Source organism: Mesorhizobium sp. WSM4816 (assembly GCF_055811535.1).
This window is the reverse complement of the sequence record NZ_JBVVQR010000044.1, coordinates 1-19486: the sequence shown is the minus strand read 5'-3', so window position 1 is coordinate 19486 and position 19486 is coordinate 1. Positions and strand designations below refer to the sequence as shown.

At 63.3% G+C, this 19486-nt stretch carries 17 protein-coding genes; 8 read left to right on the top strand and 9 right to left on the bottom strand.

The genetic code is table 11. The features are described from left to right. Positions 1 to 63: 63 nt before the first annotated feature. From AC0L3H_RS29140 to AC0L3H_RS29115, 6 genes are all read right to left on the bottom strand, one after another. Positions 64 to 645 carry a CarD family transcriptional regulator gene (locus AC0L3H_RS29140; RefSeq protein ID WP_027152934.1) on the bottom strand — a complete coding sequence of 194 codons (582 nt, stop codon included), beginning with the start codon at positions 643 to 645 and terminating at the stop codon, positions 64 to 66. A gap of 467 nt (positions 646 to 1112) precedes the next feature. Then, entirely contained in the window at positions 1113 to 1451 is a 339-nt protein-coding gene (gene fdxA, locus AC0L3H_RS29135; RefSeq protein WP_023803892.1) for a ferredoxin FdxA, read from the bottom strand. A gap of 251 nt (positions 1452 to 1702) precedes the next feature. Then, the gene (locus AC0L3H_RS29130) at positions 1703 to 2089 is read right to left on the bottom strand and encodes an RNA-binding S4 domain-containing protein (protein ID WP_027152935.1); all 387 of its coding nucleotides are present in this window, start codon (positions 2087 to 2089) and stop codon (positions 1703 to 1705) included. A 14-nt stretch (positions 2090 to 2103) separates the two neighbouring features. Continuing rightward, positions 2104 to 5490 carry a helicase-related protein gene (locus tag AC0L3H_RS29125; protein WP_473587771.1) on the bottom strand — a complete coding sequence of 1129 codons (3387 nt, stop codon included), beginning with the start codon at positions 5488 to 5490 and terminating at the stop codon, positions 2104 to 2106. A gap of 426 nt (positions 5491 to 5916) precedes the next feature. Continuing rightward, positions 5917 to 6183 carry a hypothetical protein gene (locus AC0L3H_RS29120; protein ID WP_473587770.1) on the bottom strand — a complete coding sequence of 89 codons (267 nt, stop codon included), beginning with the start codon at positions 6181 to 6183 and terminating at the stop codon, positions 5917 to 5919. Continuing rightward, entirely contained in the window at positions 6180 to 6764 is a 585-nt protein-coding gene (locus tag AC0L3H_RS29115; RefSeq protein WP_473587769.1) for a TetR/AcrR family transcriptional regulator, read from the bottom strand. The genes AC0L3H_RS29120 and AC0L3H_RS29115 overlap by 4 nt, the downstream gene beginning before the upstream one ends. A gap of 81 nt (positions 6765 to 6845) precedes the next feature. Here AC0L3H_RS29115 and AC0L3H_RS29110 point away from each other — a divergent pair, with 81 nt between their 5' ends. Beyond that, positions 6846 to 8099 carry an FAD-dependent oxidoreductase gene (locus AC0L3H_RS29110; protein WP_473587768.1) on the top strand — a complete coding sequence of 418 codons (1254 nt, stop codon included), beginning with the start codon at positions 6846 to 6848 and terminating at the stop codon, positions 8097 to 8099. Between the two features lie 104 nt (positions 8100 to 8203). Here AC0L3H_RS29110 and phbB read toward each other — a convergent pair whose 3' ends face one another. Beyond that, positions 8204 to 8929: an acetoacetyl-CoA reductase gene (gene phbB / locus AC0L3H_RS29105; protein ID WP_091593354.1), complete on the bottom strand. Its 726-nt coding sequence runs from the start codon at positions 8927 to 8929 to the stop codon at positions 8204 to 8206. Positions 8930 to 9051: 122 nt separating this feature from the next. Beyond that, positions 9052 to 10230: an acetyl-CoA C-acetyltransferase gene (locus AC0L3H_RS29100; protein WP_473587767.1), complete on the bottom strand. Its 1179-nt coding sequence runs from the start codon at positions 10228 to 10230 to the stop codon at positions 9052 to 9054. A gap of 312 nt (positions 10231 to 10542) precedes the next feature. On the opposite strand from AC0L3H_RS29100, the gene phaR reads away from it, so the two are divergent. The 3 genes from phaR (at position 10543) to AC0L3H_RS29085 (ending at position 13408) form a co-directional block, all read left to right on the top strand. After that, positions 10543 to 11154 (top strand): polyhydroxyalkanoate synthesis repressor PhaR, encoded by a 612-nt coding sequence (gene phaR, locus AC0L3H_RS29095; RefSeq protein ID WP_027152940.1) that lies wholly within the window; start codon positions 10543 to 10545, stop codon positions 11152 to 11154. Between the two features lie 305 nt (positions 11155 to 11459). Continuing rightward, positions 11460 to 12242, top strand: coding sequence for a 3-hydroxybutyrate dehydrogenase (locus AC0L3H_RS29090; RefSeq protein WP_473587766.1), 783 nt, complete (start codon positions 11460 to 11462; stop codon positions 12240 to 12242). Positions 12243 to 12277: 35 nt separating this feature from the next. Beyond that, positions 12278 to 13408 carry a patatin-like phospholipase family protein gene (locus AC0L3H_RS29085; RefSeq protein WP_027152943.1) on the top strand — a complete coding sequence of 377 codons (1131 nt, stop codon included), beginning with the start codon at positions 12278 to 12280 and terminating at the stop codon, positions 13406 to 13408. A gap of 13 nt (positions 13409 to 13421) precedes the next feature. Here the strand turns inward: AC0L3H_RS29085 and AC0L3H_RS29080 are convergent, their stop codons facing one another. Continuing rightward, a complete protein-coding gene (locus tag AC0L3H_RS29080) occupies positions 13422 to 14018 on the bottom strand; it encodes a TetR/AcrR family transcriptional regulator (protein WP_128170624.1) in 597 nt (198 codons plus the stop codon). A gap of 117 nt (positions 14019 to 14135) precedes the next feature. On the opposite strand from AC0L3H_RS29080, the gene AC0L3H_RS29075 reads away from it, so the two are divergent. The 4 genes from AC0L3H_RS29075 to AC0L3H_RS29060 form a co-directional block, all read left to right on the top strand. After that, positions 14136 to 14597, top strand: coding sequence for a (2Fe-2S)-binding protein (locus AC0L3H_RS29075; RefSeq protein ID WP_473587765.1), 462 nt, complete (start codon positions 14136 to 14138; stop codon positions 14595 to 14597). A 2-nt stretch (positions 14598 to 14599) separates the two neighbouring features. Then, a complete protein-coding gene (locus AC0L3H_RS29070) occupies positions 14600 to 16873 on the top strand; it encodes a xanthine dehydrogenase family protein molybdopterin-binding subunit (protein WP_473587764.1) in 2274 nt (757 codons plus the stop codon). 395 nt (positions 16874 to 17268) lie between these two features. After that, the gene (locus tag AC0L3H_RS29065; protein WP_473587763.1) at positions 17269 to 18447 is read left to right on the top strand and encodes an efflux RND transporter periplasmic adaptor subunit; all 1179 of its coding nucleotides are present in this window, start codon (positions 17269 to 17271) and stop codon (positions 18445 to 18447) included. A 2-nt stretch (positions 18448 to 18449) separates the two neighbouring features. Further along, the coding region (locus tag AC0L3H_RS29060; RefSeq protein WP_473587762.1) for an efflux RND transporter permease subunit at positions 18450 to 19486 on the top strand (1037 nt) is incomplete at its 3' end.

Below are 19486 nucleotides of genomic sequence, written 5' to 3'. Positions count from 1 at the left end.
CCATCACAAACAACAAAAAACCCGGCGCGAGGCCGGGTTTTTCCAAATTAAGGCGAGAAGCGCTCAGGCTGCTTCTTCCTGCTCGGCTTCTTCGTTGTCGGCCTTGGCGCCGCGCTTCGGTCCCTTGTTGAGGTTCACCTCAATGAGGCGCACCGCTTCGGTTTCCGACATGCGGTTGACGGCCGCGATCTCGCGCGCCATGCGGTCGAGCGCCGCCTCATAAAGCTGGCGTTCGGAATAGGACTGCTCCGGCTGATTGTCGGCGCGGTAGAGGTCGCGCACAACTTCCGAGATCGAGATCAGGTCGCCGGAATTGATCTTCGCATCATATTCCTGGGCGCGGCGCGACCACATGGTGCGCTTGACGCGGGCGCGGCCCTGCACGACCTTCAGCGCGCGATCGACGTAATCCTCTTCCGACAGCTTGCGCATGCCGATGGAGGTCGCCTTGGCGACCGGAACCTTCAGACGCATCTTGTCCTTCTGGAAGTCGATGACGAACAGTTCCAGCTTGTGGCCCGCAACTTCCTGCTCGTCGATCGAGACGATCTGGCCGACGCCATGCGCCGGATAGACGATGTACTCGCCCGTCTTAAAACCGTGACGCGCTGCGCTGGACTTCTTCTGCGGGGTGATTGTTGCCATTACGCCATGAACTCCTTGGTGTGGAACCGGCATTCTGCCGGTCGAACTCGCGCGATCGGGTACCGATCGTTAGCCGCACAACTACGAACCCACCGGAAAAGCCGAGGGCGGCAAATCGCATAGTCGCGACTGCCTGCCCCAGATCACTCTGGTCCGGATTGAAAAATTCACCTTTCAGTGATTTGGGGCGTTTGCGCCATAAATCGACGTTGTGTCACCGGCATGTTTGGTTCGTGTAGCACAAAAAGTCGGAAGAATCAAGGTTTTGCTGCACGCGCGAAGGTCAAGCGCGATCTCCGCCTGTCAAGGCAGTTAACGTGCGGTGCCTGTCAGCACGCGTGATGCCGATCAAACCGGCGTCGCCGTTACGGTGCCACGCGCCCGTTTTGGACGCGCAAGGACGATGTGACACTTTGATCTGGCGCATGGTCCTTCCGAAAATCGATTTCGATTTTCGCGGTCGAGCGCTAGTCGCCCTGGCCGGGCTCGGGGGAAAAATATTTTTCGAACTTGCCGGCCTCGCCATCGAAGGACTTGGCGTCGGCCGGAGGCTCCTTCTTGGCGGTGATATTGGGCCATTTATCGGCATACTCGGTGTTGATCTGCAGCCATTTGTCGAGCCCTGGCTCGGTGTCCGGCTTGATCGCGTCGGCCGGGCATTCCGGTTCGCAGACGCCACAGTCGATGCACTCGTCGGGATGAATGACGAGCATGTTCTCGCCCTCATAAAAACAGTCGACCGGACAGACCTCGATGCAGTCCATGTATTTGCATTTTATGCAATTATCGGTCACGACATAGGTCATCGGTCGGCTCCGGGACGTCCCCTTTTATCAGGGCGACGTGGCGTCCAATCGGACGCACAAGGTACGCTGTAACACTTTGAAACCACGCATCGCGCGCTTGGAAAATCGATATAGATTTTCGGGCCGATGCGGTAGGCTTTCTTGGTGAGGTAACGTCTTTGCCCGCCGCTTGCAAGGGCGGCCATTGCGCGTGATGCCGGTGTTTCCGGAATGGATTTCCAGCCGGCGACGCGACGAAAGCCGGTTATGCGTCAGTCGTCGCCGAACAACCGGTCGGTCTCCCGGCGTTCCTTCTTGGTCGGGCGGCCGCTGCCGGCATCGCGCAGTGCGGGGATCGCATCGCGAACGGCCTCGCCCTTTGGTGCCGGCGGCGGCGAGATATCCTCGTAGAGCAAGCGCGCTTCCTCGGCGGGACCGCGCCGGCTGCCGGTGCCGAGCACCTTCCAGACGAAGATGCGCCGCTCGAGAGTGATGGTCAGGACGTCGCCGAGGCGGACCAGATCGGAGGCCTGCGCTGCTTTGTCGCGATTGATGCGAACGCGTCCGGCCACCACCAGCTTCGCCGCCAGCGAGCGCGATTTCACCGCACGCGAAAAGAACAGCCATTTGTCGATGCGCTGGCGGGCATCAGTGACCATCGGAGCGAACGAACTTACTTCTTCAGCTGGTCGCGCAACGCGGCGAGCTTGGCGAAGGGGGAATCCGGGTCGAAGCGCACCGGACGCTCCTCGCGAGGCTTCGGCTGGAACGCGGGCTTTCCACCAGGCGCGCCGCCCTTGCCGTCCGGCCTGCCGCCTTTCCAGTCGGGCCGGCTTTCGCGACGATCGGGGCGCTCTCCCTGCGGCTTGCCGTCGCGCCGTTCGCCTGGCTCGCCCTGGGGCTTGGGCTTGAACTTGCTGCGGTCGAAGCGGGGCTTGCCGGCGCCGTCGCCGTCGCGGCGTCCTTCATGGGCGGGTCGGCCGCCCGGGGCGCTGGCCTGCTGCCCGGCCTCTGCCGGCGCGTTGCTGCGGCCATCGCGCGCGGCTTGTCCGCTGCGCGGGCGATTGTCCCTGTCACGGGGCCGGTTGTCGTGGTGGCGGTGGCGTGGGCGCTGGTCGAAGCGGCCCTGCCGCCACAACAGGATGGGTTTTGGTTCTTCGGCCTCTTTCTCGGCCTCTGGAGCAGCCTCGCCGGTGGCGGCTTCCACCGCCGCGGCAGGTTCGGCCGAGACTGCTGCCGTTGCGGGCGAGGCTTCGGAAGCCGGCTCCGCCTGTGCGACCTCAACCTCGGCGGTTTCGGGTGCTGCCTCTCGAACTGCGGCTTCAGCTGCAGGCAGACCCTCTACCGTGACCTCAGGCGGAGTTTGCAGCTGAGCTTCTGCGACAGGTTCCGCTTCGGTAGCGGGTTCCGCGAGAGCCTCCGCCGTGGCTTCTGCCACTGCATCCGGCTCAGAACCGTCGGCCGGCGTCTCGACGGCTGCGTCGGCAATCGCGGCTTCCGCTGCCTTGGCCTGCTCGGCTTGTGCCTCCGCCGCCTGCTTGGCCGCGGCGGCTTCGCGCGCGACATTGTCCTGTGCCTCGAGCCGTGCCTTCACCTCGACAGCCGGCTTCGGCTCGGCCCGGTAGCCGAGGCCTTTCAAGATCTCTTCCATATCGTCGGCCGTGGCGCCGAGGATCGACATCATCGGCGGCGTTACCATGAAGGACTGACCGTCATAGGCGCCGTCGGGGCGCTGGCCGAGGCCCGGCTTCCAGTTGGTTGCGGGCCGGATCAGGTCGGCCAGCCGTTCGAGGATGTCGACGCGCACCGCACGACGGCCGAGATTGCGGTAGCCGGCCAGCTTGTAGAAGGTCTTGTCGAAGGTGGGATCGATGACCACCGAGGTGCGGCCGGAGGCCAGCGCGTGAACCACGTCGCCAAAGCCAGGCTTGTCCTTGCCGTCGTTCTGCAGCGCCCACAACAGCGTCACCAGTCCGGCCGGGGCCGGCTTGATCAGCGCCGGCACGAAGACGTGGTAGGCGCCGAAGCGCACGCCGAGCCGGCGCAGGGCGGCGCGGCCCTCCTGGTCGAGCGACTTCATCTCCTCGGCGATGTCGCGGCGGTTGATGAGGCCGAAATTCTCGACGAGCTGGAAGGCGATGCCGCGGCCGATGCCGGTGATCTGCTCGGCGTTCTTGAGGTCGACCAGCGGCTTCAGCAGCGACTCGATCTGGAAATTGACGAAGCGCTCGGCGCGCGCCGCGACCTTGTCGCGGGCGGGACCGGTGAGCTGCTCGTCGGCCAGCAGCACCAGGCGCGGCTTCAACGGCTCGTCGCCTGCGACCAGCGTGCCGATCGGCGCGCCGATCCAGCGCAGCGTGCCATCGGAGCCGAGCGCGATGTCGCCATTGGCCGAGGCGCCGAAGCGTTCGGCCCGCGCCTCGAATTCGGCTGCAAGCGCCTTCTGGGCTGCTGTGCGCACCGCCTTGGCGTCCTCGCCGCCGGCGCTTTGGTCCGCGGTGAAGCGGAACCCCTGCAACTCGCCGACATGATGGCCTTCGACGAGGACGGTTCCGGTTGGACTGATTTCGGCTTCAGGCATGGTATTTTCTCTAAGGCGCCGCATGAGGACGGAAGTCCTGCGGTCTACGAAGCGTTTCGTCAACCGCTCATGCAGCGCATCCGACAATCTGTCTTCGATTTCGCGCGTCTTTTCCTGCCAGTGTGCCTGATCGGCCAGCCAGCCGGGCCGGTTGGAAACGAAAGTCCAGGTGCGGATCTGGGCGATCCGGTGCGACAGCGTGTCGATGTCGCCCTCGGTGGTGTCGGCGCGGCGCACCTGCTCGGCCATGTAATTCTCATCGACATGGCCATGCCTGGCAAGGTCCATGTAGATCGAGGCGATCAGGTCGGCATGCTGAGCCGGGGCGATCTTCCTGTAATCGGGAAGGGCGCAGGCCTCCCACAACAGCGCCACGCGCCCGGCGTCGGTGGCAAGCGCCCGGATGTCCTCGTCGCGGGACAGATGTTCGAGCGCCTGCGCATCGACCGCCGGCAGCGCGCGCGTCAGGCCTTCAACCGGCGCGTTGGTCTCGATCGAGCGCTTCAGCGCGTCGAGGTTGGCGAAATCGAAACGCGCGGTGCGCCATTGCAGCACCTTCACCGGGTCGAAATCATGCGCTTCGATCTTCTTGACCAGTTCCTCGTCCAGTGGATCGACCTGGCCGGTGACGCCAAAAGTTCCGTCGCGCAAGTGGCGGCCGGCGCGGCCGGCGATCTGGCCGAGCTCGGCCGCCGTCAGGTTGCGATACTGGTAGCCGTCGAACTTGCGGTTCTGGGCGAAGGCGACGTGATCGAGATCGAGGTTGAGGCCCATGCCGATGGCATCGGTGGCAATCAGATAATCGACATCACCCGACTGGAACAGCTCCACCTGCGCGTTGCGGGTGCGCGGCGATAGCGCGCCGAGCACGACTGCCGCACCGCCCTGCTGGCGGCGGATCAGTTCGGCGATGGCATAGACCTCGTCGGCGGAGAAAGCGACGATCGCCGTACGTCGCGGCAGGCGGGTCAGCTTCTTGGAGCCGGCATAGGCGAGATGCGACAGCCGTGGCCGCGTCACCACCGACACCCCCTTGAGCAGACGCTGGAGGATGCCGTGCATGGTCGCTGCGCCGAGCAGCAGCGTCTCCTGGCGGCCGCGCAGATGCAGGATGCGGTCGGTGAAGATGTGGCCGCGCTCGAGGTCGCCGGCCAGTTGGACCTCGTCGACGGCAACGAAGGCGGCGTCGGTCTCGCGCGGCATGGCTTCCACGGTGCAGACCGAATATCTGGCGCCGTCGGGCTGGATCTTCTCCTCACCGGTGATGAGCGCCACCTTGTGAGCGCCGACTTTTTCGCAGACGCGCGAGTAGACCTCGCGGGCGAGCAGCCTGAGCGGCAGGCCGATAATGCCGCTTTCATGCGCCACCATGCGCTCGATGGCGAGATGGGTCTTGCCGGTGTTGGTTGGCCCGAGCACAGCGGTCACGTCGCGGCCTGACAGGATCAGTGGCTCAGTGTGTTTCGGCTGGATGTTCATCGACCTGGAAATTAAGGCTCTCTGCCTCGCGTTGTCGGGAGCGCGCCCCGTAGTGGCGCGGGTGACAGCCGACACATAGGGATTTTGGGCGTGAAGCGAAAGCAGAATATTCCGATGGCAGCTCGAAGCCTTCCGTCGCCGTCGACATGCCGTTCCGCCGTTCCGATTTAACAGTTGGAACGAGTCTGGAACGAATCGGCTACGAATCGCTGACTCGCGCAGATTCAGGTTTTGTTCACGGCTACATCTGGATTTTTCGCCGGCGAGTCTCACCACATGCTGAATCGCCGAACTGGCCCGTTTCATGCAGGGCTGACGTCGCCGTTAACCTTTGCCGCTGAACGATCGACGCAGGTCGGCGGGCGTCATCCAACATTCTGAAATAATTAAACTTTCCTAACGCGCCTTAACCATTTGGGATTGTTTTCAGCCCTTGTCGTTTAACACTGTGCTCAAAGCCGGAACGAAACGGCGACGAATCGGCGCCGGCGCCTGTTTCCCGGTTTGTTCACCCCAATATGTTGTGTCGTGAACAGGTTTTCCACCTGTTATCCACACGCCGTTAACAGGGTTTTGCACAGGCTGCACGGCCGCCGCTAATTTTTGCGTGCCGCTTCGGCACAAATCGGCGTTACGTCCGTTAGTCGGCGCAGTCGCTGCACGACGACCAGACTGCCAGCCCGGCTTGTTCAAGGCGCATCCTCTCCCACGGCATAGCGCTGCAAAGTAGGGCCGACGTTCTGGACAATTTCGTCGTGCGACAGGGCGACGACGGGCGGAAGCCGCAGCAGGTATCGGCACATCGCCAGACCCAGCAACTGGCTCGAAACGAGCCCGGCCCGTCGACCCGCATCGGCGGGGTCAGCGACCGCCGCAATCACCGGCCTCACCTGGTTGCCAAATACGTCGCGCAATTTTTCCGCGGCGAATTCGTTCGACGTCGCCGAACGCAGCAGAATTGCCATGCCAGGGCCGCTGGCCGAGCCCTCCCAGACTTCAAGAAAACGCCTGATCAGCGTTTCGCCGATGGCATTTCGGTCGATCACCCGCAGTGCCGGCAATTGCAGGTCGACGACCGCCGCCCTGGCGAACAGCTCGTCCTTGCTGCGGAAATAGCGGATCACCATGGCCGGATCGATCGAGGCATGCGCCGCGACGTCACGGATCGAGGCGCCCTCATAGCCGTGCTCGGCGAACAGGAGCTTCGCGGCCTCCAGGATTTTGGCGCGCGTGCGGTCCGACTTGCCGGGTTTTTTCGGCTGATTCTCGGTCATGAAAAGCTTATGCCAACAGCCGTTGACAAATGCAATGGCTTCGACTAAAAAGTCAACGATCGTTGACAAATGGAGAGAGAAATGCTGCCCGAAACCACGGAAGTCCTGATCATTGGCGCCGGCCCGACCGGCATGGCGCTGTCCATCGTGCTGCACCAGGCCGGTGTCGATCATGTCCTGATCGACAGGCTGGCTGAGGGCCTTCAGACCTCGCGGGCTGGCGTCATCCACGCGCAGACGCTGGAAACGCTGGAGCCTCTCGGCGTCACGCACGGGCTGAGCGAACTTGCCCTAAAACTGCAGAATTTTACCATCCGCGACCGCAATCGGGCGCTGCTCAAGCTCGATTTCAGCAAGCTTCCGTCGAGGCATCCCTATCTGATGATGCTGCCTCAGAACCTGACCGAGCAGGTGTTCGCCGAACGGATCGCAGCCTTGGGCGGCGTGATTCATCGCTCGGTCGAGGCCAAGGCAGTCGTTCAGGACGCTGACGGCGCACGCGTGACGGTGATCGAGAACGGCCGCGAGAGACTGATATCGGCACGCTATGTCGTTGGTGCCGACGGCATGCACAGCCTGGTGCGCAGGTCGACCGGCATCGAGTTCGACGGCGCCGCCTATGACGCTTCGTTCGTACTTGCCGATGTTCGTCTCGACTGGCCGGTTGGGCCGACGGAAGTGTCGCTGTTCTTTGCCCCGGCCGGGCTGGTGGTGGTGGCGCCGCTCCCGGACGGTTCGTATCGGGTCGTCGCGACAATGGATGAGGCACCGGAAAACCCCGCGGTCACCGACATCCAGGCGCTGCTCGACAGCCGTGGTCCGACCAAGAAAAGAACCCGGGTGCTCGACCTGGCGTGGAGCTCGCGTTTTCGCGTGCATCACCGCCTGGTCCGCTCGTACCGCAAGGACCGGCTGTTCCTTATCGGCGATGCCGCGCACGTGCACAGCCCGGCGGGAGGGCAAGGCATGAACACCGGCATCATCGACGCGGTCGTGCTTGGCCAGTTGCTTGGCGACGTGGTGAACGGCGTGCGCCCGGAAACCGCGCTCGACCTCTACGAAACGCTGCGCCGCCCGGCGGCCCAGGAGGTGCTTGAACTGGCGGGCACGATGACCGAGATGGCGCTTTCCCGCAATTCGGTGAAGCGGTTCGTCCGCAATCTCGTGCTTTCAGCGCTGAACCTCACTCCGTTTCTGAAGCGTCGCATCGCCTTGAAACTGTCGGGCCTCAGCCGGGCGTCGCTTGCCCGCCTGCCGGCACCTTCGCGCCAGCCGGGTCCAGTCGCCGCCCAGACCAAGCCGGCAGCCGAACCAGGGCTGAAGCGTGTCGCCTGACGGCCGGAATAATCCGGATCCCGGCCTCGAACTCGGCCGTGTGGGTGGTTAGACCCGTGCAACGGTCACCGGCAACAGGCCGACGCCTCAGGTGACATGACGCCTCAGGTGATATACTGGCCGCCATTGGCTGATATGGTCGAGCCGGTGATGAAACCGGCATCGTCGGAAGCCAGGAAGACGACGCAGCGTGCGATCTCTTCCGGCTCGCCGAGGCGGCCGACCGGGATCTGCGGGATGACGCGCTCATTGAGCACCTTCTCGTCCATCGCCCTGACCATCTCGGTGGCGATGTAGCCGGGGCAGATGACATTGACGGTGATGCCGACCCGCGCCCCTTCTTGGGCGAGCGCCTTGGTGAAGCCGATATCGCCGGCCTTCGACGCCGAATAATTGACCTGGCCGGTCTGGCCTTTCTGGCCATTGATCGAGGAGATGGTGATGACGCGGCCGAACTTGCGGTCGCGCATGCCGACCCACAGTGGGTGCGTCATGTTGAAGACGCCGGAAAGATTGGTGTCGACGACCTCTTTCCACTGCTCGCGCGTCATCTTGTGGAACATGGCGTCGCGGGTGATGCCGGCATTGTTGACCAGAACGGAAACCGGGCCGAGATCGGCCTCGACCTGCTTGATGCCGGCGGCGCAGGCATCGTAGTCGGCGACCGACCATTTGTAGACGGGAATGCCGGTCTCTGCCTTGAATTTCTGCGCCGCTTCGTCATTGCCGGCGTAGTTCGCGGCGACCTGATAGCCGGCGGTTTTCAGGCCGATCGAGATCGCGGCGCCAATGCCGCGCGATCCACCGGTGACGAGTGCTACCTTTGTCATAATATCCTCCCTTTTTCTCGATCGGCGGGCGGCGAACGGAAACGCTCTAACGGCGGAGCCTGTTCGCCACCGACTGTTTCACGGCTTGCTCGCTCCGTCCTCACGGCGCTTTGCAGATGACTTCACAGCGCTTCAACGCACATGGCGACCCCCATGCCGCCGCCGATGCACAGCGTGGCAAGGCCCTTCCTGGCACTTCTGCGGCGCATCTCGTAAACCAGCGTGTTGAAGATGCGGGCCCCGGAGGCGCCGATCGGATGGCCGATGGCGATGGCACCGCCATTGACATTGACGATCGACGGATCCCAGCCCATGTCCTTGTTGACGGCGCAGGCCTGGGCGGCGAAGGCTTCGTTGGCCTCGATCAGGTCGAGATCGCCGACCGACCAGCCGGCCTTGGCCAGCGCCTTGCGCGAGGCGGGAATGGGCCCGGTGCCCATGATCTGCGGATCGACACCCGCGGTCGCCCAGGACACGATGCGCGCCAGCGGCGTGATGCCGCGCTTTGCGGCTTCCGCTTCGGTCATCAGCAGCACCGCGGCGGCGCCGTCATTGATGCCGGAGGCATTGGCGGCGGTCACCGTGCCGTCCTTGTCGAAGGCCGGTCTCAGCTTGGTCATCGCCTCGATCGTGGCGCCGTGGCGGATATATTCGTCCTGGTCGACAATGGTGTCGCCCTTCTTGCCCTTGACGGTGAAGGCCACGATCTCGTCCTTGAATTTGCCGGCCTTCTGCGCGGCCTCTGCCTTGTTCTGGGAGGCCAATGCGAGCTGGTCCTGGTCCTCGCGGGTAATCTGGAACTGGCGAGCGACGTTTTCGGCCGTGTTGCCCATGTGGTAGCCATTGAAGGCATCCCACAGCCCATCCTTGATCATGATGTCAATCATCTTGTAGTCGCCCATCTTGACGCCGGCACGCAGGTGTTGAGCGTGCGGGGCCAGCGACATCGATTCCTGCCCGCCGGCGACGATCACCTTGGCATCGCCTGTCGCGATCTGCTGCATACCGAGAGCAACAGCGCGCAGACCTGAGCCGCAAACCTGGTTGAGGCCCCAGGCGGTGGTTTCCTTTGGCAGGCCGGCTTCGATAGATGCCTGGCGGGCGGGGTTCTGGCCCTGAGCCGCAGTCAGCACCTGGCCGAGGATGACCTCGTCGACCTCCGCCGGCTCGACACCGGTACGGGACAGCAACTCCTTGATGACGACGGCACCAAGCTCATGCGCCGGCGTGGCGGCGAAGGCGCCGTTGAAGGAACCGACGGGCGTGCGCGCCGCACTGGCGACAACGATGGCAGCGGACATGTTCTTCTCCACACTTCGAGGTATCGAGGTTTTGGTATCGCAGTTTGTATCGTCAGGGCTTTTCTTGCCCTTTCAATGATCCAAGTCAAACCGGAAATGGGCATACCGGCCATGCGCCGCAAGCAGGTTGCGCATCGTGGTGGATACAGCCGGCCCATTGCTGCGCAGCATTTTCAGCCCGCCGTGCAGCATTAATTGATGCCGCACTGCACAAACCGCTTGGAATTGTGACGCTTTTGCGCATATCCTTGAAAAGGCGCAATCGTTACCGGCAGCTTACCTCAAGTGCGCCGGTGTCCCGGGAGGATGCTGATGGCCGCGAAAGACGAACCGATTATCATCAAGAAATATGCCAATCGCCGCCTCTACAACACCGGCACCAGCACCTATGTGACGCTCGAGGACCTTGCCGAAATGGTCAAGAAGGGCGTGGAGTTCACCGTCCAGGACGCCAAGACCGGCGACGACATCACCCATCCGGTGCTGACCCAGATCATCTTTGAACTGGAGAACAAGGAAGGGCAGAACATGCTGCCGATTCCGTTCCTGCGCCAGTTGATCGCTTTTTACGGCGACCAGATGCAGATGATCGTGCCGAGCTTCCTCGAACAGTCGATGATCGCCTTCTCAAAGGAGCAGGAACGCTTCCGCGAGCAGATGAAGGGTGCGTTGGGCAAGTCGCCGCTGGACATGATGAAGATCGCCACGCCGATCAAGGCGCTGGAAGAGCAGACGCGCCGCAATATGGAGATGTTCCAGAACGCCATGCGCCTGTTCACGCCCTTCCCACCCGCAGGCTCGAATGGCACTTCCGCAGCGCCGGCGGAGCCGGCCAGGAAGGAGACGTCGGAAAAGCCCGACGACCTTCAGGAACTGAAGGAACAGATCGCCGCCATGCAGCGCAAACTCGACACGATGTCGTGATCGCCGGCCGGCCGGCCGAAATCTCTCATCAGCAGGCCGTCTCAGAAATCTCCGCCTCGGAATGAGTGCCGCGCGACCGCTATCGCGTTCTAAAACGCAATCTCACGAACACCCGAAGTGGCTTCAGGGCACGCTGACCAACTGTTCGCACGGCCTGTTCAGGCGCACAGCTTTGAGTGAGGGTGTCCTCTTTCATGACAAAAATTTCATGTCATCGCCACTGAGTGCCGCTGTTTTTGCGCCACACCAGACATATATGCTGCGCTGCAATATGGTCCGTTAGCGCCGTAATGAAGGATTTCGCCTTGCCCAGCAGAAAAACCGCCATCGTCACCGGTTCCACCTCGGGCATCGGCCTGGCAATCGCCCATGCGCTCGCGGCCGATGGCTGCAACATTGTCGTCAATTCCTTTTCAGACACGGCCGACGACCAGGCCGTCACCGATGCGATCGCCAGGCATCACGGCGTGAAGACTGTCTACATCAAGGCAGATATGTCGAAGCCGGCCGAATGCCGGGCGCTGGTCGCAAAAGCAGCCGAGAGCTTCGGCTCGGTCGACATCCTGATCAACAATGCCGGCATCCAGCATGTCGCGCCGGTGGAAGAATTTCCCGTCGAGAAGTGGGACGCCATCATCGCCATCAATTTGTCGTCGGCCTTTCACACCATCGCCGCCGCCATCCCGCTGATGAGAGAAGCCGGCGGCGGCAGGATCGTCAACATCGCCTCGGCCCATGGGCTGGTCGCCTCGCCGTTCAAATCGGCCTATGTCGCGGCCAAGCACGGCATCATGGGGCTGACCAAGACGGTCGCTTTGGAACTGGCGCGCGACAAGATCACCTGCAACGCCATCTGTCCCGGCTATGTGCTGACGCCGCTGGTCGAGGCGCAGATCCCCGACCAAATGAAGGCGAACAAGATGGACCGCGACACGGTGGTCCGCGAGGTCATGCTCGACAGGCAGCCGACCAAGGAATTCGTCACGGTCGAGCAAGTTGCCGCTGCCGCGGTGTTCCTGTGCTCGGATGCGGCAGCGCAGATCAACGGCACGCAAATCTCGGTCGACGGCGGCTGGACCGCGCAGTGATCCATCCAATGGCTCTCTAGATCAAGGACAACGCCATGACGACAAACGGCAAGGCGGAGGAGCCCAAGAAGATCAACGTCGCGCTGCAGGGCGGCGGCTCGCACGGCGCCTTTTCCTGGGGCGTGCTCGACCAGCTGCTGGAGGACGGACGGCTCGACATCGCGGCGGTTTCGGGCACCAGCGCCGGCGCCATGAACGCGGTGGCGCTGGCCGACGGCTTCGTCCGCGGCGGCGTCGAGGGCGCGCGGCAGAAGCTCGACGATTTCTGGCGCGCGGTGGCGCGGAAGGGCCGGTTCAGCCCGGTGCAGCGCATGCCGTGGGACGTCGCCTGGGGCAACTGGTCGATCGAGAACACGCCGGGCTATCTGTTTTTCGACACGATGTCGCGGGTGTTTTCGCCCTATGTCGCCAACCCGCTCGGCCTCAACCCGCTGCGCGACGTGATCGAACAGGAGATCGATTTCGGCAATGTGCGCGCCTGCAAATCGATGGAGCTGTTCATCTCCGCGACCAATGTCGAGACCGGGCAGTTACGCGTCTTTTCCGATGGCGAGATCGATCTCGACACGGTGATGGCGTCGGCTTGCCTGCCGCAGCTGTTCCGCGCCGTCGAGATCAAGGGCGTGCCCTACTGGGATGGCGGCTATGGCGGCAATCCGGCGCTGTTCCCGTTCTTCAAGACGACTGCCACCGAGGACGTGCTTTTGGTGCAGATCAACCCGGTGGTCCGCGAGGGGACGCCGAAGAGCGCCAACGAAATCCAGAATCGCATCGACGAGATCACCTTTAACGCCGGACTCTTGCGCGAATTCCGCTCGATCGCCTTCATCAAGGAGCTGATTGCCGCCGGCCGGCTGCCGCATGGCGAATACCGCGACATCCGCATGCACCGCATCGATGCCGACGAGGCATTCAAAGACCTGTCGGCATCGTCCAAGGTCAACGCCGAATGGGCGTTCCTGACCTATCTGCGCGACCTTGGCCGCACCGCCGCCAGCGATTGGCTGGAGGAGAATTACGACGCCGTCGGCAAGCGGCCGACGCTTGACCTCTCAGGCGAGCTCGACGACGGCTTCAAGCCGATGCGTGGTCCGGCACCGGGCCGGCGGGTCAAGGAGTTCCTTGCAGCACGCAAGAAGCCCGAGGCAGCGCGTCGCCGAGCCTGAGGCGTTTTGTTTGTCAGTTTTTTTGCAAGGCTAGATCGATCACCTTGATCAGCGCGGCCGCAGCCTGCCGCTGCTCGTCCGGATCGCTGATGCGCATCTTCATGCCTTCCAGCCCGTCGAGCAGCATGTCGGCCAGCAATTTTGCCGACAAGCCCTTGGCGGTGAGATCGACGCCATTGCGTCCGGCCTCGCTCTGGATCGCTGCCGCGACATGCTCGGCAAACCGGCTGCGCCAGCAGCCGATCAGGTCGGCGAGGCTCGACTTCATGTCAAGGAGTTCGGCGCCATGCGGCGAGGCGTGGACGGTGCGCGTCATCGAGATCAGCGCTTCGTCGATGGCCCGCATCGTGCGCTCGGCAAATGGTTCTTCGCCGGCGAGTGCCGTTTTCGCCTGCTCGAGCGAGCGGGAGAGCAGCATCAACGCAATGGCGCGATAAATATCGGTCTTGTTCTTGAACTGGAGATAAAGCGCCGGCCGCGACATGTCGGCGGCACGCGCAATGTCGTCCATGGTGGTGCGGGCGAAACCATAGGCCAGAAACACCTTCATCGCGCTGTCCAGAATGCGGGCGCGCTTGGGGTCGGTGGCGATGTCCTCGATCTCGATCATGGCGCGACTTTATCCTGCAAAAGCTCTATTGACAAAATGACGTAATTTGTCAAGATGTATAAGGGCGAATGGCCGACCGGCCTGCCCGGGCTGTGGACGACAACAAAGGGTATCCCCATGCGCCTCACCGTCGACGGGCAGGCATTCGACGTCAATGCCGATCCCGAAATGCCGCTGCTGTGGGCGCTGCGCGATCTCATGGGCAAGACCGGGCCGAAGTTTGGCTGCGGCATCGCCGCCTGCGGCGCCTGCACGGTGCATGTCGACGGCCAGCCGGTGCGCTCCTGTTCATTGCCGGTCGGTGAGGTCACCGGCGCGGTCACCACGATCGAAGGCATCGGCACCGAAGGCAGATTGCATCCGGTACAGCAGGCATGGCTGGAAGAGCAGGTCGCCCAGTGCGGCTACTGCCAGGCCGGCCAGATCATGAGCGCGGTGGCGCTGCTCGACCAGGTTGCCGAGCCGACCGATGCCGACATCGACGATGCCATGGGCGGCAATCTCTGCCGCTGCGGCACCTACCCGAAGATCCGTGCGGCGATCAGACGAGCGGTCGTCCTCAAGACGGCGGGAATCTGACCATGGCCAGTGTCGGAAAGATCGCCCGCCGCACGTTTCTCATCGGCACCGCTGCCATCGCGGGCGGCGTCGCCGTCGGCTATTACTATTATCGCAAGCCTTTTCCGAATCCGCTGGAAGGCGACCTCGCGGCTGATGAAGCGACCTTCAACCCCTATGTGAAAATCGGCGCCGACAACACCATCACCATCGTCGCGCCGCGCGCCGAGATGGGCCAAGGCATCTCGACGGCGCTTGCTGCCATGGTTGCCGAAGAGCTCGATGTCGGGCTCGACCAGATCAAGGTCGAGCACGGCCCGGCCTCCTACGCCTATTTCAATGCGGCGATCCTGGAAGAGGGCGGTCCGTTCGCCTTCTTCGATGAAAGCATGACCGCGGAGATAGTGCGCGCCGGCATGGGCGTGGCCGGAAAATTCCTCGCTCTGCAAGGCACCGGCGGTTCGACATCGACGCTCGATGGTTTCGGCAAGATGCGGCAGGCAGGCGCCGCCGCGCGGCAGATGCTGATTGCAGCGGCCGCGCAAAAGCTCGGTATAGCTGCCGCCGATCTGGAAACGGCCAACGGCTCGATCCTGCACAAGGCATCGGGCAAGTCGCTGACCTATGGCGCGGTCGCTGCGACCGCTGCGACGATGGCGCCGCCCGCGGAAATCAGGCTCAAAGACAAAGCCGGCTGGAAACTGCTCGGCAAACCGCAAAAACGCATCGACATGCTGGCCAAGGTCACCGGGGCGCCGATCTTCGGCATCGACGTGACGCTGCCGGAGATGCTGTACGGCACGGTCAAGATGAGCCCGCGCTTCTGGGCCAAGCCGGTCAAGGCGGATTTCTCCAACGCCGAGAAACTGCCTGGCGTGATCAAGATCGTGCCGATCGACACGAATTACGGCCACGGCTTCGGCATCATCGCCGAAAACACCTGGGCGGCATTCAAGGCGGCGGAGGCGATCGACGCCGAATGGGCCGATCCCGAATATCCGCTGGACAGCGCCGGCATTTCCGAGGTGCTGAAGCAGGCGCTCGGCACGAAAGGGTCGGTGATGCGCGACGATGGCGATGTCGATACCGCCTTCGCCGACGCGCCGCGCGAAAGGATCGTCGAGGCCGACTATGGCGTGTCTTATCTGGCACATGCGACGATGGAGCCGATGAACGCCACGGCGCGGCTGAAGGACGGCGTCCTCGACATCTGGTGCGGCAACCAGGCGCCGACCTTGGTGCGGCAGCTTTGCGCCAATGCTGTCGGCATTGAGCAGGACAAGGTCAGCGTCCACACCACCTTCATGGGCGGCGGCTTCGGCCGACGTATAGAGGTGGATTATGCGCTCTGTGCCGCGCTGATGGCGAAAGAAACGGCAGGCCGGCCAATCAAGGTGATTTGGACGCGCGAGGAGGACATGCGCCACGACGCCTACCGGCCGGCTTCGGTCGGCAAATTCCAGGCGCGGCTTGGCAGCGACGGCATACCGGTCGCCGTCGACATGACAATCGCCTCGCCGTCGGTGATAGCCAGCACCTTGCGCCGGCTGTTTCCCTCGATCCCGCCGCTTGGCCCCGACAAATCCATTGTCGATGGGGCCTACGACCAGCCCTACACCATCCCGAATTACCGGGTCAGCGGAATTGCTGCGCCCGCCTCCATCCCGGTCGGCTTCTGGCGATCGGTCGGCTGCTCGATCAACGGCTTCTTTCATGAGGGCTTCATGGACGAGATCGCCACCGCCGGGAAAACCGATGCGGTCGAGCTGCGCAAGACACTGATGGCTGCCTATCCGGCAGCGGTGAAGGTGGTCGAGAAGGTCGCCGAAATGGCGAAGTGGGGCGAGGCGCTGCCCGCCGGCAAGGCCAAGGGCATGGCGTTCACGCTGTCCTTCGGCAGTTGGGTCGGCGAGATCGTCCAGGTCGCCGACACGCCGTCCGGGATCCGCATCGAGAAGATGTGGATCGCCGCCGATGTGGGCACCGCGCTCGATCCTGGTATCATCGAGGCGCAACTCATCTCCGCCGCCATCTACGGCCTGTCGGCAGCGATGGGTCAGGAGATTACTTTCGCCGACGGCATGGTCGAGCAGTCGAATTTTCATGACTACGACGCCATGCGCATCTCCCAGTGTCCGGCGTTCGAAGTCGCGATCCTGGAGAATTTTCACAAGATGGGCGGCGTTGGCGAAGTCGGCACGCCGCCGGCGGCACCGGCACTCGCCAACGCCATCTTCGCACTGACAGGCAAGCGCATCCGGACACTGCCCTTGTCGAAGGAGGTGACCTTTGCATGAAATATTCCCATCATGCTGACAGCTGCTGCCATGCTGTTTTGCTGGCGCCTTTACCAACGGCACTGGCAAGCCGCGCACGGCACCGATGATGGTCGATGAAGCCAAGACTTGCCCGAGGGACGCGGTCTGCCGGTTGCTTTCGCATCCGCGCTGCGCCGAGTGTAATGTCGCAGATAAAAGGCCGCGCTGGTCCGGCGCGCTTCACGGCGGCCGCACCCTGCCCCAGCGAAGTATTACCCATCAACATTTCTGACTATATTGCGGTGCAACTTTGATGTAGAAGCTCGTTCGCCGATCACGGCAAGTTGAACACGGCCTTGCGCGCACCCATATCGGCGACGCGCCCGAATTAGAAGACGCGGCCTGGCCGAATCCCGCGCACTGGAAAAATGACGATGCCGAAGTACAGGTTTCACAAGCTTGCAGCCATTGTTGTGCTTGTCGGTTTCGCTGCCTGGATGGTGACGGGCGAGTTCTCGTCCGTCGGCAGCGCGGCCGCCGACAAACCCAAGGCGGGGGAGGTCGAGCAGCCAAAGGCGGCTGACGCCGGCAAGGCCAAGCCCGCTGAGGCAGAACAGCCCAAGGCGACCTTGCGCACCGTCGCGACCATAACCCCGCCCAGGCGTACCTATGCGCGCGCCATCCGGATTTCCGGACTGACCGAAGCCGACAAGCGCGCGGTCCTGGCGACGCGCGTCGCCGGCGTCATCGACAAGCTGCCGGTCAAGCAGGGACAGCGCGTCAAGACCGGCGACCTCGTGCTGATGCTGGCCGCCGAGGAAAAGCTTTCGGCGGTCAGCAACGCCCAGCAGCTCCTGGTCCAGCGTCAGGCCGAACTCGATGCAGCATTGCGGCTGATGAAAACCGGCAATCTGCCCAAGCTGCAGCTCGACACGGCGCGCTCCAACCTGACGCTGGCCCAGTCGCACCTGGAAGCCGCGCAGGCCGAGCTCGACCGCAACGAGGTGAAGGCGCCGTTCGACGGCGTCATCGACCGGGTGCCGGTGGAGCTTGGCAGTTCCGTGATGCAGGGCGGCGAGGTGGCGACCATTCTGAGCCTCGATCCGGTGATCGCCCGCGGCGAGGTCAGCGAACGTGATCTCGGCTATCTGAAGATCGGCGACAAGGCGAATGTACGGTTGGTCAGCGGCCAGAATGTCGAGGGCACCGTGCGCTATATCAGCCGCGACGCCTCGTCCGCCACCCGCACCTTCCGCGTCGAGATCGCAATCCCCAACCCCGAGGGCACCATTCCGGCCGGGATGACCGCCGAGATCGCGCTGAGCGCGCAGCCGACCGACGCAGTCATGCTGCCGCGCTCCGTGGTGACGCTCGGCGACAAGGGCGATCTCGGTATCCGCGCCGTCGACAAGGACAACAAGGTCGTGTTCTTCCCGATCGATCTGGTCGACGATACGCCAACCGGCCTGGTGCTCGGCGGCATCCCTGCCGATGCGCGCATCATCGTCGCCGGCCAAGAACTGGTGAAGGAAGGCGAAGTGGTCAAGCCGGTCGAGGCCGACCAGGCGACCATTCAGAAGCTGCTGGGCGAAGCGACGGCCGGGACGCAGTAATCATGGATGTCGTCAAACTCGCAATCAGCAATGCCAGGCTGACCATTTCGGTGCTGGTGTTCCTCATCCTTGCCGGTGCGGTCGCCTATCAGTCGACACCGAAGGAAGCGGAACCCGACGTTCCGATTCCGATGATGTATGTCAGCCTGATCTATCAGGGCATCTCGCCCGAGGATTCGGAACGCCTTCTGCTGCGGCCGATGGAAGCCAAGCTGAAGAGCCTCAAGGGGCTCAAGGAGATGCGTTCGGCCGCCTTCCAGGGCGGCGGTTATGTGCTGGTCGAATTCCACCCGCAGACGGATCTGGCGACGGCGCTGCAGGACACGCGCAGCAAGGTCCAGGACGGCAAGGCCGACCTGCCGCAGGCAGCCGAGGAGCCTGTAGTCTCCGAAGTCAACGTCTCCGAATTCCCCGTCCTTGTCGTGACGCTGTCGGGCGAAGTGCCCGAGCGCGTTCTGACGACGGCGGCGCGCGAGTTGCGCGACCGCATCGAGGAAGTGCCGGGCGTGCTGGAGGGCTCGCTGCAGGGCGCCCGCGACGATCTCGTCGAAGTCGTCATCGATCCGATGAAATTGTCTTCCTACGGGCTGCAGCTAGAGCAGCTGATCGGTGCGGTCGGCGATTCCAACAGTCTTGTCGCCGCCGGCAACATCGAAGGGTCCGAGGGCAAATACGCCGTCAAGGTGCCGTCGCTGATCGAAACGCCACAGGACGTGGCGGCGCTTCCGATCGTCGCCGGCCCCAATGCCGTGGTGCAGGCCCAGGATATCGCCACCGTCCGCTCCACCTTCAAGGACGCCGAGACGGTGACTCGTCTCGACGGCAAGCCGGCGATCGCCATCGAGGTGAAGAAGCGCATCGGCTCCAACCTGATCGACACGATCGCCCAGGTGAGGGCCGTGTCCGATGCCTTCATAAAGACCATGCCGGAAGGCATGCACGTCACCTACACGCAGGATAAATCGGTCTTCGTCAACCAGTTGCTCGGCGATCTGCAGAACCACGTCATGATCGCCGTGATCCTGGTGTTCATCGTCAT